This window comes from Kitasatospora sp. NPDC091335 (assembly GCF_044757205.1).
Lineage (GTDB): Bacteria > Actinomycetota > Actinomycetes > Streptomycetales > Streptomycetaceae > Kitasatospora.
In genome coordinates this window covers 13,770-26,381 of sequence record NZ_JBIVUM010000013.1, presented here as the reverse complement: position 1 = coordinate 26,381, position 12,612 = coordinate 13,770, and the positions used below count along the sequence as shown (strand labels likewise).

11 protein-coding genes are annotated in these 12,612 nt (G+C 71.6%); 4 read left to right on the top strand and 7 right to left on the bottom strand.

Going from position 1 to position 12,612, the window contains the following annotated elements:
- Positions 1–41: 41 nt before the first annotated feature.
- Positions 42–812 (top strand): response regulator transcription factor, encoded by a 771-nt coding sequence (locus tag ACIQOW_RS25260; RefSeq protein WP_188296177.1) that lies wholly within the window; start codon positions 42–44, stop codon positions 810–812.
- On the top strand, positions 809–2,311 hold the full coding sequence (locus tag ACIQOW_RS25255; protein WP_401088571.1) for an ATP-binding protein: 1,503 nt from the start codon (positions 809–811) through the stop codon (positions 2,309–2,311). The genes ACIQOW_RS25260 and ACIQOW_RS25255 overlap by 4 nt, the downstream gene beginning before the upstream one ends.
- A gap of 61 nt (positions 2,312–2,372) precedes the next feature.
- Here the strand turns inward: ACIQOW_RS25255 and ACIQOW_RS25250 are convergent, their stop codons facing one another.
- From ACIQOW_RS25250 to ACIQOW_RS25225, 6 genes are all read right to left on the bottom strand, one after another.
- Entirely contained in the window at positions 2,373–4,169 is a 1,797-nt protein-coding gene (locus ACIQOW_RS25250; protein WP_401088569.1) for a bifunctional metallophosphatase/5'-nucleotidase, read from the bottom strand.
- Positions 4,170–4,352: 183 nt separating this feature from the next.
- Positions 4,353–5,702: an ATP-binding protein gene (locus ACIQOW_RS25245; RefSeq protein WP_401088567.1), complete on the bottom strand. Its 1,350-nt coding sequence runs from the start codon at positions 5,700–5,702 to the stop codon at positions 4,353–4,355.
- Between the two features lie 75 nt (positions 5,703–5,777).
- A complete protein-coding gene (locus tag ACIQOW_RS25240) occupies positions 5,778–7,367 on the bottom strand; it encodes an SCO6880 family protein (RefSeq protein ID WP_401088565.1) in 1,590 nt (529 codons plus the stop codon).
- A gap of 7 nt (positions 7,368–7,374) precedes the next feature.
- The gene (locus ACIQOW_RS25235) at positions 7,375–8,421 is read right to left on the bottom strand and encodes a hypothetical protein (RefSeq protein WP_401088563.1); all 1,047 of its coding nucleotides are present in this window, start codon (positions 8,419–8,421) and stop codon (positions 7,375–7,377) included.
- 226 nt (positions 8,422–8,647) lie between these two features.
- Positions 8,648–9,475 carry a hypothetical protein gene (locus ACIQOW_RS25230; protein ID WP_401088561.1) on the bottom strand — a complete coding sequence of 276 codons (828 nt, stop codon included), beginning with the start codon at positions 9,473–9,475 and terminating at the stop codon, positions 8,648–8,650.
- A gap of 176 nt (positions 9,476–9,651) precedes the next feature.
- Positions 9,652–10,002 (bottom strand): hypothetical protein, encoded by a 351-nt coding sequence (locus ACIQOW_RS25225; protein WP_401088559.1) that lies wholly within the window; start codon positions 10,000–10,002, stop codon positions 9,652–9,654.
- Positions 10,003–10,250: 248 nt separating this feature from the next.
- Between ACIQOW_RS25225 and ACIQOW_RS25220 the strand changes: the two genes are divergently transcribed.
- Together ACIQOW_RS25220 and ACIQOW_RS25215 are read left to right on the top strand one after the other, a co-directional pair.
- Positions 10,251–11,426, top strand: coding sequence for an NlpC/P60 family protein (locus ACIQOW_RS25220; RefSeq protein ID WP_401088557.1), 1,176 nt, complete (start codon positions 10,251–10,253; stop codon positions 11,424–11,426).
- A 202-nt stretch (positions 11,427–11,628) separates the two neighbouring features.
- A complete protein-coding gene (locus tag ACIQOW_RS25215) occupies positions 11,629–12,354 on the top strand; it encodes a phosphatase PAP2 family protein (RefSeq protein ID WP_401088555.1) in 726 nt (241 codons plus the stop codon).
- Between the two features lie 42 nt (positions 12,355–12,396).
- On the opposite strand, the gene ACIQOW_RS25210 is transcribed toward ACIQOW_RS25215, so the two are convergent.
- Positions 12,397–12,588, bottom strand: coding sequence for a hypothetical protein (locus ACIQOW_RS25210; RefSeq protein ID WP_401088553.1), 192 nt, complete (start codon positions 12,586–12,588; stop codon positions 12,397–12,399).
- Between the last annotated feature and the right edge of the window lie 24 nt (positions 12,589–12,612).

Here is a 12,612-nt window from a genome sequence, read left to right as displayed (position 1 = left end):
CCCCAGCAGGCCCTCCACCCGACGAGAAAGGGCACCCGCCCATGACCCCGTCCGCCGACGACCGCACCACCGCCGAGGCCGGCCACCCCTCCGCCCGGCTCCTCGTGGTCGACGACGAACCCGCCCTCCGGGACGCCCTGGAGAGCAGCCTCGCCTTCGAGGGATACGAGGTCGCCACCGCCACCGACGGCTACGAAGCCCTGGAGTCCGTCGAACGCGACCGGCCCGACCTGGTCCTGCTGGACATCATGATGCCCCGGATGGACGGCCTCACCGCCGTCCGCCGGATGCGCTCGCGCGGCGACACCGTCCCGGTGCTGATGCTGACCGCCCGCGACGCCGTCGGCGACCGCGTCACCGGCCTCGACGTCGGCGCCGACGACTACCTCGCCAAGCCCTTCGAACTGGACGAGCTGCTCGCTCGCGTCCGCGCGCTGCTGCGCCGCAACGCCCTCGCCGCCGAGGCCGCCGCCCGCGCCGCCGTCGAGGACGCGAGCGAGGTGCTCGCCTTCGCCGACCTGCGGATGAACACCGCCACCCGCGAGGTCACCCGGGCCGGCAAGCCGATCGAACTCACCCGCACCGAGTTCATGCTGCTGGAGATGTTCCTCGCCCACCCCCGCCAGGTCCTCACCCGCGAACAGATCCTCAAGGCGGTCTGGGGCTTCGACTTCGAGCCCTCCTCCAACTCCCTGGACGTGTACGTGATGTACCTGCGCCGCAAGACCGAGCAGGGCGGCATGCCCCGGCTGATCCAGACCGTACGCGGGGTCGGCTACGCCCTGCGCCCGGCCACCGGCCCGAGCGCGTGAACAACGTTCCGCCCCCGCCGCTGGCCCCGCCGCTGGTCCCGCCCCGCACGTCCGGCCGCCGGCAGCGCATCCTCCGCTGGTACCGCTCCCGCTCGCTGCGCAGCCGGCTCACCTTCCTGAGCGCGGCGGCGGTGGCGGTGGCGATCGCGCTGTCGGCGCTGGCGTGCTGGTTCATCGTGGAGAAGCAGCTGTACGACCAGGTGCGGACGGATCTCGCCAACGCGACGCTCCCGCCGCAGCCCCGGGTGCCCGCCCTCCCCTGCTACCCGACCGCGGAACAAGCCCTGGCGGAACAGCCGACGGGTCTCACCTCGGAGAACGGCGGCGCGGTGGCCCGGGACACCCAGTTCGTGGTGGCCAACCCGTCGGGCGTCTGCCTGCCGCCGAACGCGACCAAGGCGATCGTGGTCCAGCCCGGTGACACCGCCGGGTTCAGGCTCAAGAACGGCCAGTCGATCATCCGCGACGGCCGCTTCACCGACGGAACCCCTGCGGTCGTCCGGATCTCGCTGACCCACTTCGGATCACGCCCGGTGCTGCTGATGGTGGCCACCTCCACCCAGCCCGTCGAGGACTCCCTCCAGAGCCTGGCCGTCCTCCTCGGCTCCGTCTCCGCCGGCGGCATCCTGCTCGCCGCCGTGGCCGGCCGCCTGGTCGCCCGCTCCGCCCTCAAGCCCGTCGACCGGCTCACCGACGCCGTCGAGCACATCGCCAGGACCGAGGAGGTCGGCACCACCATCCCGGTCCACGGGGACGACGAGATCGCCCGCCTCTCCACCTCGTTCAACTCGATGAGCACCGCCCTCGCCAACTCCCGCGAGCGGCAGACCCGGCTGATAGCCGACGCCGGGCACGAGCTGCGGACCCCGCTGACCTCCCTGCGCACCAACGTCGACCTGCTGATCCGCAGCGACGACACCGGCCGCCCACTGCCCCCGGCGACCAAGACCAAGCTGCTCGGCAACATGAAGGCGCAGATGCGGGAACTCACCGTCCTGATCGGCGACCTGCTCCAGCTATCCCGCCCGGACACCCCGAAGAGCGGCCCGGCCCCCACCGTGGTCGCCCTGCACGAGATCGCCGCCCGGGCCGTCGAGCGGGCCGAACTGCGCGGCCCGGGGCTGGTCTTCGAGACCGACACCGAGCCCTGGTACGTGCACGGCGACGCGGCCGGGCTGGAACGGGCGGTGATCAACCTGCTGGACAACGCGGTCAAGTACAGCCCGCCCGGCGGCACCATCGACGTCCGGCTGCACCAGGGAGTGCTGACCGTCCGCGACCACGGCCCCGGCATCCCGCCCGAGGAACTCCAGTACGTCTTCGACCGGTTCTGGCGCTCGCCGTCCTCGCGCCAGCTGCCCGGTTCCGGTCTCGGGCTGTCGATCGTCGCGCAGAGCGTCCGGGAGGCGGGCGGCGAGGTGACCCTCGGCCCGGCCGCCGACGGCGGTCCCGGCGCGCTGGCCACCGTCCGGCTGCCCGGCGGCCCCGCCCCGGAATGACGGAGGGGCGGGCGGGGCGCCCCGACGGCGCCCCACCCGCCCTCTCAGGGCCGGCTCACGGTCAGTCGAGGTCGCTGCCCGGGCCGATGACCTTGATCCGGTCCTGCGCCGGGGCCTGGAGCGGCGAGGCCGCCGAGCTGTGGCCGCTCAGGTAGGCCGCGAAGACGTCCAGGTCCGAGGCGCCGACCAGCTTGTCGGTGCCGGCCGCGAAGGCCGGGAAGCCGTCGCCGCCGCCGGCCAGGAACTCGTTGGCCGCGACGCGGTAGGCGGCGGCCGGGTCGACCGGGGCGCCGTTCAGCCGGACCGAGTCCAGGACCACCCGGTCCGCACCGGTCCTGCGCAGGTCCAGGGTGTAGTGCAGGTTCGACGACACCTGGAGGATCTTCGGCGCCGCGGCGTTGGAACCGCTCACCTGCTGCTGGAGCAGCTGGATCAGCTGGGCGCCGGTCAGCGTCTTGACCTGCATCATGTTGGTGAACGGCTGGACGGTGAACGCCTCGCCGTAGGTCACCACGCCGTCGCCCTCGCTGCCCGAGGCCTTGTGGACCAGGTCGGCGCGGATGCCGCCGGGGTTCATGAAGGCGACCTGCGCGCCGCCCTTGTCCGCCGGGGCGAGCCCGGCGAGCTGCGCGTCGGCGATCACGTCACCGAGCGGCTTCTCCAGGTCGCTGTTGCCACGGCCGTTGATGTCCGAGGCGATGTAGCCGATCGGACGGTTGGCGATCGGGGCGGCCAGCTTCTGGTAGTGGTCGACCAGCGCCGTCAGATCGGACGCCTTCTCCGTGCGGCGCACCACGTGGTTCTCGGCCTTGACCGAGGGACGCACGATCTCGCCGGTGGTCTTGTCCAGCTTCATGTCGATCTGGGTGAAGAGCCGGCCGAAGGAGGCGGCACTGGTCACCGAGCGCGGGACGCCGTTGGGGTCGGGGATGCTGCAGGCGTACGCGTTGTGGGTGTGGCCGGTGACGATGGCACCGACCGCCGGGTCGATCTTCCGCGCGATGTCGACGATCGGACCCGAGATGCCCTGGCCGGCCGCGCCGCAGTCGTAGTTGTAGACGCTACTGGCCGGGTAGCCGCCCTCGTGGATCAGCGCGACGATCGAGTTGACGCCCTTGGCCTTGAGCTCGGCGGCGTACTTGTTGATCGTGGTGACCTCGTTGGCGAACTTCAGGCCCTTGACACCCTCGGCGGTCACGATGTTCGGCGTGCCCTCCAGGGTGACGCCGATGAAGCCGACCTTCACGCCCTGCGACTTGGTCACCCAGTACGGGGCCAGCACCGGCTTGCCGGTCTTCTCGTTGGTGACGTTGGCCGACAGGTAGTTGAAGTTGGCGCCCTTGAACGTGCGGCCCGGCTCGTAGCAGCCGTCCGTCGGGTGGCAGCCGCCGTCCTGGATGCGCAGCAGCTCCTGCGCGCCCTCGTCGAACTCGTGGTTGCCCACCGCGCTGACGTCCAGGCCGAGCTTGTCCATCGCCTCGATGGTCGGCTCGTCGTGGAAGAGCGCCGAGGTGAGCGGGCTGGCGCCGATGATGTCGCCGGCCGCGACGGTGATCGAGTCGTCGGCCGGGACGCGCGCCCTGCGCAGCTCGGTGGCCAGGTACTCGATGCCGCCGGCCGGGGTCGCGACCTCCTTGCCGGTGGCCGGGTCGATCTCCTTGATCGTGCCGGACGAACCGGCCGGGGGCTCCAGGTTGCCGTGGAAGTCGTTGATCGCCAGCAGCTGGAGGTTGACGGTCTTGTGGCGCTTGGCGTTGGCGTCGGCGGCCTGGGCGGCCGTCGGCACGACCACCGTGCCGAGCAGACCTGCGGCGGCGACGACGGCGAGCGCCGTCCGTCGGGATCTGACGGTGAGCATGAAGGGTTCCCCTGCACCTTGGAGGAGCACCGGCGGTGGACAGCACCGGCGATCGGGCATGTGTTGCGTCAGCGAAGCCTAGGGTCAACGCGCGTAGCTGTCAGGACGTCGGACGTAACGAGAGGATTACCTCCTGACGAACCGTCGCCGTCCGCCGGGTGCGGAGCCCGTGGAGGGCGCCCCTCAGACCCCCGGCTCGGCGGCCAGGTGCCGCTCCGCGCGCGCCCGTTCGGCCACCGCGTCCTCGGTCATCGCCCGGTCCGTGTAGACCAGCGGTCGCTCCGCCTCGGTGATGATGTGCTTGACCACCTGGACGTTCCCGTTGACGTCCCAGACCGCGATGCCCGGCGAGAGCGTGGGAATGATCTCCACCGCCCAGCGTGGCAGGCCCAGCACCCGGCCGGTCGCCCGCGCCTCCTCGGCCTTCTGCATGTAGATCGTCCGGGTGGAGGCCATCTTCAGGATCGCCGACGCCTCCTTGGCCGCCGCGCCGTCCACCACGTCCGACAGGTGGTGCACCACCGCGACGAAGGAGAGCCCGAGCCGGCGGCCGAACTTCAGCAGCCGCTGGAACAGCTGGGCCACGAACGGGCTGTTGATGATGTGCCAGGCCTCCTCGACCAGGAAGATGCGCTTCTTCCGGTCCGGCCTGATCCAGGTGTGCTCCAGCCACACCCCGACGATCGCCATCAGGATCGGCATCGCGATCGAGTTGCGGTCGATGTGCGAGAGGTCGAAGACGATCAGCGGCGCGTCCAGGTCGATGCCGTCGGTGGTCGACCCGTCGAACATGCCGCGCAGGTCACCGTCGACCAGCCGGTCCAGCACCAGCGCCACGTCCAGGCCCCAGGACTGCACCTCGTCCACCGATACGCCCAGCGACTCCACCGAGGACAGCTCGGGGTTGCGCAGGGTGTCGATGATGTCGTCCAGCACCGGCTGGCGGTCCTGCACCGAGGCCACCACGTGGGCGTGCGCGGCCTTCAGCGCGAAGCCGGCCCGCTCCTCCAGCCCGCGCCCCATCGCCACCTCGACGATGGTGCGCAGCAGCGACAGCTGGCCGGTCTGGGTGATCGCCGGGTCCAGCGGGTTGAGCTTCACCCCGCCGTCCCTGGCCGCCATCGGGTCCAGCCGGATCGACTTTATGCCCAACGCATTGGCGATCAGGTTCCACTCGCCCACGCCGTCCTCGCCCTGCGCGTCCAGCACCACGACCTGGCGGTCGCGGAACCTCAACTGCCGCAGCACGTACGTCTTCTCCAGCGCCGACTTGCCGTTCCCCGACTCGCCGAGCACCAGCCAGTGCGGGGCCGGCAGCTGCTGCCCGTACAGCTGGAAGGGGTCGTACACGTACCCCTTGCCGCTGTACACCTCGCGGCCGATGATCACGCCGGAGTCGCCCAGCCCGGGCGCGGCCGTGGGCAGGTAGACGGCCTGCGCCTGGCCGGTGGAGGTGCGCACCGGCAGGCGGGTGGTCTCCACCTTGCCGAACATCAGGCTGGTGAACGCCTCGGTGAGGTTGCCGATCGCCATGGGCGGCCTCCTGTCGGGTCGGCGGTGGACGGGTACGGATGCATCCGGGGGTCGGACGTGCTCAGCGGGTCGTGCTCAGCGGCGGATGCCGGTGGCGAACGGGAGGGTGTTGACGAAGGCCCTGTGGTGCTCGCGGTCGCACCACTCCAGCTTGAGGTAGCTCTTGCCGGCCGAGGCCCGGATGGTCCGCTTGTCGCGGGCCAGCGCGTCGGGATTGCGCGAGGAGACCGTGATGTAGCCGACCAGGTTCACGCCCGCCGCGCCGGAGGCCAGGTCGTCGCCGCGCTGGTCCACCCGGCCGGTGTGGGCCAGGTCGCGCGGGTCGACCGTGCGGTTCATCTTGGCCGCACGGCTGGCCTCGGCCTCGTCGTTGGTCTTCTCGGTCAGCATCCGCTCGATCGCGACGTCGGTGGGCTCCAGGTCCATCGTCACCGCGACGGTGCGGATCACGTCCGGGGTGTGCACCAGCAGCGGCGCCAGGAAGTTGACGCCCACCGGGGTGAGCGGCCACTCCTTGATCCACGCCGTGGCGTGGCACCACGGCTCCCTGGTCGCCGACTCGCGGGTCTTCGCCTGGAGGTACTGCGGGTGCGTCGCGTCCAGCTCGGCCGGCCAGGCGTTGCGCCGGGACATCGCCTGGATGTGGTCGATCGGGTGGTCCGGGTCGTACATCGAGTGCAGCAGCGAGGAGAGCCTGGCCTGCCCCAGCGGCTGGCGCACCCGGATGTCCGCCTCGGCCAGCCGGGCGCAGATGTCGGTCAGCTCGCGCGCCATCACGGCCGCCAGCCCCTCGTCATCCCGCGCCCGGCGCCCGGCGGCACGCTGTTCATCGGCGCTGCGGCCCATCGCGTGCGCCTCGGCGGCCAGGTCGCGGGTGTAGTGCATGCAGGCCACCAGGTACGCCCGGTGCTGCTCCGAGGAGGTCGACACCATCGACTGGAGCTGGTCGTACGAGTCCTTCAGCCAGCGTGGCGAGGCCGGATCGCCGCGGCGGTCCACGTCCTTGGCGTGCGCGTCCGGATCGGCCGGCAGCGTCCGGGCCAGGATCTGGAGACGGGTCACGAAGCCGTCGCCGTTCGCGACGTGCTTCAGCAGCGTGCCGAAGCGGTCGACCAGCGCCTCCTGGTCCTCCGAGTCGCGCAGCCCGACGCCCGGGCCCTCGATCTCGATCGCGGCCGTCACCGTGCGCCGCTCCAGGTGCATCAGCACCCCGACCTCGTCCGGACCGAACGGCGCCGTCAGCCAGCGCAGCCGCCCCACCCCGGGCGGCGGACCGACCTCCACCTCCCGGCCGTCCAGCCGGGTGCCGGCGTCCATCACGTCCGAGCGCCACACCGCCCGCCCGCTGCGGACCGTCCGCCGGTAGGTGCGGTTGATCTCCACCCACTTGTAGAACGTCCGCTTGCGGTACGGCACGTACACCGCCGCGATGGCGAGCACGGGCAGACCGACCAGACCGCCGATCCGCAGTGGCAGGATCGGCATCAGCAGGCCCCAGAGCATGCCGAGGAAGGCCCCGAAGATGATCATGATGATCTCGCCGGACTCCCGGTTCCGGCCGATCGGCGCGTTCGGGCGGGCCTTGCCGATCAGGTAGGTGCGGCGCTGGTGCACGTACGGCTGGGCGTACTGGGCACCGTACTGGCCGAGCGGTTCACTGCTCACTTACCCGTCACCCTCCCTTCGCTGGATTGCTGTCGCGGACCGGAGCCGAGACCTGCTTCGGCCCGGCCTGCGGCGGTGGGGCCGGCGTCCGGCCCGCGTGGGCGGCGATGCCCGGCGCGACCGAACCACCGCCGGCGCCCCCGCCGCCACCCGAGCCGGCCCCCGGCAGACCGCGCTCGCCGTGGGTGGAGATGCCCTGCTTCATCAGGTTCGCGGTTCCGTTGATCATCGCCGAACCGGCCTGCACGGCATTGGCCCTGGCCTGGCGCATGTTCAGGATCTCGTCCCCGAAGCCCGGCACGAACCGGTAGACCGCGGCGCTCGCGAAGATCGACAGGAACAGGATCGCCAGGCCGGACAGCACCCGGGCGAAGTCGTCGTCGGCCCCGGCCCCGGTCGCCACCGCGCCCGCCAGGCCCATGATGACCACGATGATCGGCTTCGCCAGGTCCACCGCCAGCATCACCCCCGCCCAGCGCCGCACGTGCTTCCACAGCTGCCGGTCCACCAGCCCCGCGTACACCGCCGTACCCAGCAGCGCACCCACGTACAGCATCGCCGCCCGGATCAGCAGCTCGACCCAGAGCACCGCCGCCGCCAGCACCGCGACCAGCGACACGATCACCAGGATCAGCGGGCCACCGCCCACGTCCCCCTTCTCCAGCGTGTCGGCGAACCCGCTCAGGTACGACCCGGTGTCCGTCTTCGTCCCGACCGAGATCGTCTTGGTCAGACCGTCCGTCACGCTCACCACGGTGAACAGGATCAACGGCGTGAACGCGGACGCCACCACCGTCAGCCACAGGAAGCCGATCGCCTCCGAGAACGCCGCCGTCAGCGGCGCCCCCCGCACCGCCCGCTTCGTCACCGCCAGCAGCCACAGCACCAGGGTGATCACCGTCGACACGGCGAACACCACGGCGTACTGCTGGAGGAACGACGCGTTGGTGAAGTCCACCTGCGTCGTCCCGTCGATCGCCCCCGACAGCTTCCGCACCACCCACGCCGCGGCCTGAGCGCAGCTCTTGGCCAGCGCCCCGAGCGGATCGGCCACGTTCCCGACGGTGTTGGCCCCGGGAAGGGAGCCCCCACCAGGCGGGGCACAGTAGACGTCACTACCGGGAAGCGGGACACCCGGGCAGCTCGTGTTCACACCGGAGCTAGGGGTGGGAGCGGGCTCCGCCAATGCTCGATTGGCCGTCGTCACGGCCGAGACCACGCTTATCAGCGCCACTCCTGCCACACGGCCCATGGCCCACCGGACACCGCCCGATTTACCGTCAGCGGGCATAGTGGAATCCTCCGAACTGCTCGACGACACCAGTGATCTCCTCGGCAGTCGCGGCCTGTTGATCCGGCGGGACCGGAGCCGGCCCCGCCACACGGCTGTAGTCGCTGAGCTTCCAGTCCGTCCCCGTCCACCGCAGGCTGATGCTGAGTGTGAACCACTCCTCGGAGACCGGTTTGACGGAGCCTTCCCCAGCCAACCCGAATAGACCCGTGCACCAAACCTCGACCTTGACGCTGTCCGCGGTGTAGCCGCTGCTCTTCGTTCCGACCGGGATCGTCCGGCTGACGAAGGTCAGGCCCTTCGGTGACCGTCCCTGCGTGTCCACTCCGAATCTGGCCGCCGTCTCGGGCGAGAAGCCCTGGTCCAACCGGCTCTGGAGCCCCGCCAGGGCGCCCGGGTCGGCGATGGTGGCGACGATGCCGTGCCGGCTGTCGGTGCGGAACATGTCCGCCGAGCCGATCGCCACCGCGTAGTTGGTGGCGGCGGACTGGGCGCCCGGCTCGGTGCGCGGGTAGCCGGTCGGGATGCCGTTGGCGGTGGTGCCGACGGGCTGGTCGCCGCTGGGGGCGGGGCCGGCGCCGGAGGCAGCGCTGGGGGTGGCCCGGTCGGCGGAGCCGCCGCCACCGCTGCCGCTGGCTCCGGCCTCCGGCTTGACGCGGTTGGCGATGGCGATGGCCACCACGAGCAGCGTGACGACCACCAGGACGGTCAGCAGGGCCCGCAGCGGCCGGGACTGACGGTAGCTCGGCTGGGGGGAGGACTGTTCGCCGACCGGCAGCCGCGTACGGGTGTGCGGCTGGTCGTCGGACAACGGCACGGCGGCCCTCCTGGTGCGGGGAGCCGGGGCGGCTCCGGGGGCCCTCCGCCCGGGGGCGGGCGCGGACGGAGGGTGGGAACGGGGGTGGAGACGGGGTGGACTCCCGGCGGCCGGCCACCGGAGGGGCCCGGACGGGGAACCGGTCCCGGACAAGCCGGACTACTGCTGTCCGATCGTCAGATCGCCATGCCGTAGACAATGGTGAACAGAGTGCCGAGTGATCCGATGATGAACACGCCGGTCAGTCCGGCGACGATCAGCCCCTTGCCCTGTTCGGCGCCGAAGCTGTCGCGCATCGCGGTCGCACCGATCCGCTGCTTGGCCGCACCCCAGACCGCGAGGCCGAGGCAGATGAGGATGGCGACGGCCATGACGACCTCGACCATCACCCGGGCCTCCGACCCGAGGGTCGCGAACGGGCCCCAGTCCGGGGCGATTCCGCCGATGATGGTGTCGATGTTCGGCTTCTTGGGGGGGTCCTCGGCCAGGTGGCCGACCGCATTGGTGTGCACGCTGCTCAGGTTCATTTCCATCTCACCGCCCGATCAGGCAAATTCAAGGGCCCGGACCCGGCCCGCGCGAAGGGTCGGGGCCTATTCTTGGCCAGATCTGATGTCGACTTGGCTACTTCTCGCAGATTGGTCGTGAGGCGTCGGACACGTACGCGAGGATGTACACCGTACGAAGGATAGCGCTCACTGTTCGTATCTCTGATGATTGCGGTGAGCAACGCCTTCCGGGACACTTCGACTGACGATTCGTCGGGATGGTGCTGATGGTACTCCGGAAGGCCGGGACGGCCGCCGCCGCTGCGGGAGTTGTCGCGTTCGGGTTCATCGGGCTGGTGACGATGGGGACTTATGCGGCGAGTGGGACGCCGAAACAGGCGGCGAATCGTTCCTCCCTCTCCCCGGGAACGGTCCCGGCGGCCTATCAGGAGCCGATCCAGAAGTGGGGCTCGCTGTGCTCGGCGATCTCCCCGCCGATGCTCGCGGCACAGCTGTACCAGGAGAGCGGTTTCGACCCCAGGGCGCGGTCCGGCGTCGGGGCCCAGGGAATGGCGCAGTTCATGCCGGGCACCTGGGCGATGTACGGAACGGACGCGAACGGGGACGGCCGCAAGGACGTCTGGGACCCGTACGACGCGATCGCCTCGGCGGCGGTCTACGACTGCGCGCTCGCCAAGGACGTCGCCAACGTCCCGGGCGACCCGCAGGCCAACGTGCTGGCCGCCTACAACGCCGGCCCGTACGCGGTGACGCGCAACGGCGGCATCCCGCCGTACCGGGAGACCCAGGGCTACGTGCGGAACATCCAGGCGATGGCCCGCAGCTTCACCGCGCCGGACTCGCCGGCCGCGCCGGTGGAGGCGTCCCCGCAGTCGGCGGCCGCGATCTACTTCGCGCAGACCAAGCTCGGCACCCCGTACCTGTGGGGCGGCGACGGCCTGCCCTCGCAGAACGGGCGGTTCGACTGCTCGGGCCTGACCCAGGCCGCGTTCGCCAGCGTGGGCATCACGCTGCCCCGGGTGGCCAACGACCAGTGGTACGCCGGGCCGCACCCGTCGCGCGATCAGCTGCGGCCGGGCGACCTGGTGTTCTGGGCGACGGACCTGGGCGATCCGCGGAGCATCCACCACGTCGGGATCTACGTCGGCGGCGGCTACATGATCAACGCGCCGCACACCGGGGCGGTGATCCGCTACGACAAGATCGACAGCAGGGAGTACATCGGCGCGACCCGGGTCACCTCGGACGGCGCCCAGGCACTGCCGACCCGCAACGGCGACGGCGCGGTCAACGCCCCGAGCCGCCCGAGCGAGACGGCGCCCACCGCCCCCGCCGGAAGCGGGGGTGGCACACCGGGCAACACCCCGGCGACCCCCGTCCGGGCCGCCGCGGCCGCCCCGCTCGCACCGGCCGGGGTGAGCCCCACCGGGGCGGGACGGTAGCCCTGGGGCGGCCGGGACAACGGGGACGACCGGGACCTGTGTGCGCACTGTGGACGCTGAGTCACGTTTCCATAACCGCGCGTTTCCATGGAACGCTGTGTCCCGGCGATGACGTTGGGTCCGGTGGTCCCCCGTCAGCTCCCCGTGCCGGGCGGGCCCCGGCGGGAACGTACAGGTGCAGCGGACCAGAAGGAGGTGCGGCGTGTCGACGCCGCTTGCCGACACGACCAACCCCGACCTCGACCTGCTCTACGCCGTCAACGGCCTGGCCAAGCGCTCCCCGGAGTGGCTGGACCACCTGGTCTCGTGGATCGGCGAGTACGGCATCCTGATCGGCCTGGCGATGCTCGGCCTGGTGGCCTGGCTCCAGGCCAGGCGCCGTCCGGACGCGCCGGTGGCGATGGCCGGGCTGCTCTGGGTGCCGCTCTCGGTGGCCGTCGCCGAGCTGGCCAACCTGCCGATCGCCGCGATCGTCGACCGCCCGCGCCCCTTCGTCGACCATCCGGGGCTGCTGGTGCTGGTGGAGGGCAAGGCCGGCACCCACTCCTTCGTCAGCGACCACTCGACCATGACCATGGGCGTCGCGGTGGGGCTGTTCCTGGTGAACCGCAGGCTCGGCTGGATCGCCGGCGGGCTGGCCCTCCTCCAGGGCTTCTGCCGGATGTTCATGGGCGTCCACTACCCCACCGACGTGATCGGCGGCTTCGCGCTCGCCGTCGCCGTGGTGCTGCTGCTGGCGCCGATCGCGATGGCGGTGCTGGTGCCGTTCTGCCACGCGCTGAGCCGTACCGCCGTCGGCCCGCTGATCCGGGCGTCCGAGCGCGGTGGCACGGCCGCCCGCGGCGGGGCCGGTCCGCGCGGCCGCCGGCGCGGACGCGGGGCCGTACGGGCCGGGGAGCAGCCGCCGGAGTCCGACCTCGCGGCCTGACGCCCCATAAGCACACAGGCCGGCGCACGGGTCCGCGTGCGGTCAGTCCGGCTCGGCGCCGCTCTCGGCGAGGTGGTCGGCCCCCTCGCGGCGGGCCAGGTCGCGCGAGCGACGGGCCGGCGAGTACCAGCCGCAGCTACAGGTCGCGAAGGCGAAGGAGCCGCGCTCGCTGACCGCGAGGCGGTGTTCGGGCATCCGGGCGGTGCCGGGTGCGGCCGGCAGCTCACTGTGCACGTGGTTCACCGTAACGCGCCGGAC

Bases quoted from the DNA above. Each gene is read 5' to 3' on its own strand.
- ACIQOW_RS25260 (WP_188296177.1), top strand. From the start codon at position 42: ATGACCCCGTCCGCCGACGACCGCACCACCGCCGAGGCCGGCCACCCC.
- ACIQOW_RS25250 (WP_401088569.1), bottom strand. From the start codon at position 4,169: ATGCTCACCGTCAGATCCCGACGGACGGCGCTCGCCGTCGTCGCCGCC.
- ACIQOW_RS25245 (WP_401088567.1), bottom strand. From the start codon at position 5,702: ATGGCGATCGGCAACCTCACCGAGGCGTTCACCAGCCTGATGTTCGGC.
- ACIQOW_RS25225 (WP_401088559.1), bottom strand. From the start codon at position 10,002: ATGAACCTGAGCAGCGTGCACACCAATGCGGTCGGCCACCTGGCCGAG.
- ACIQOW_RS25220 (WP_401088557.1), top strand. From the start codon at position 10,251: ATGGTACTCCGGAAGGCCGGGACGGCCGCCGCCGCTGCGGGAGTTGTC.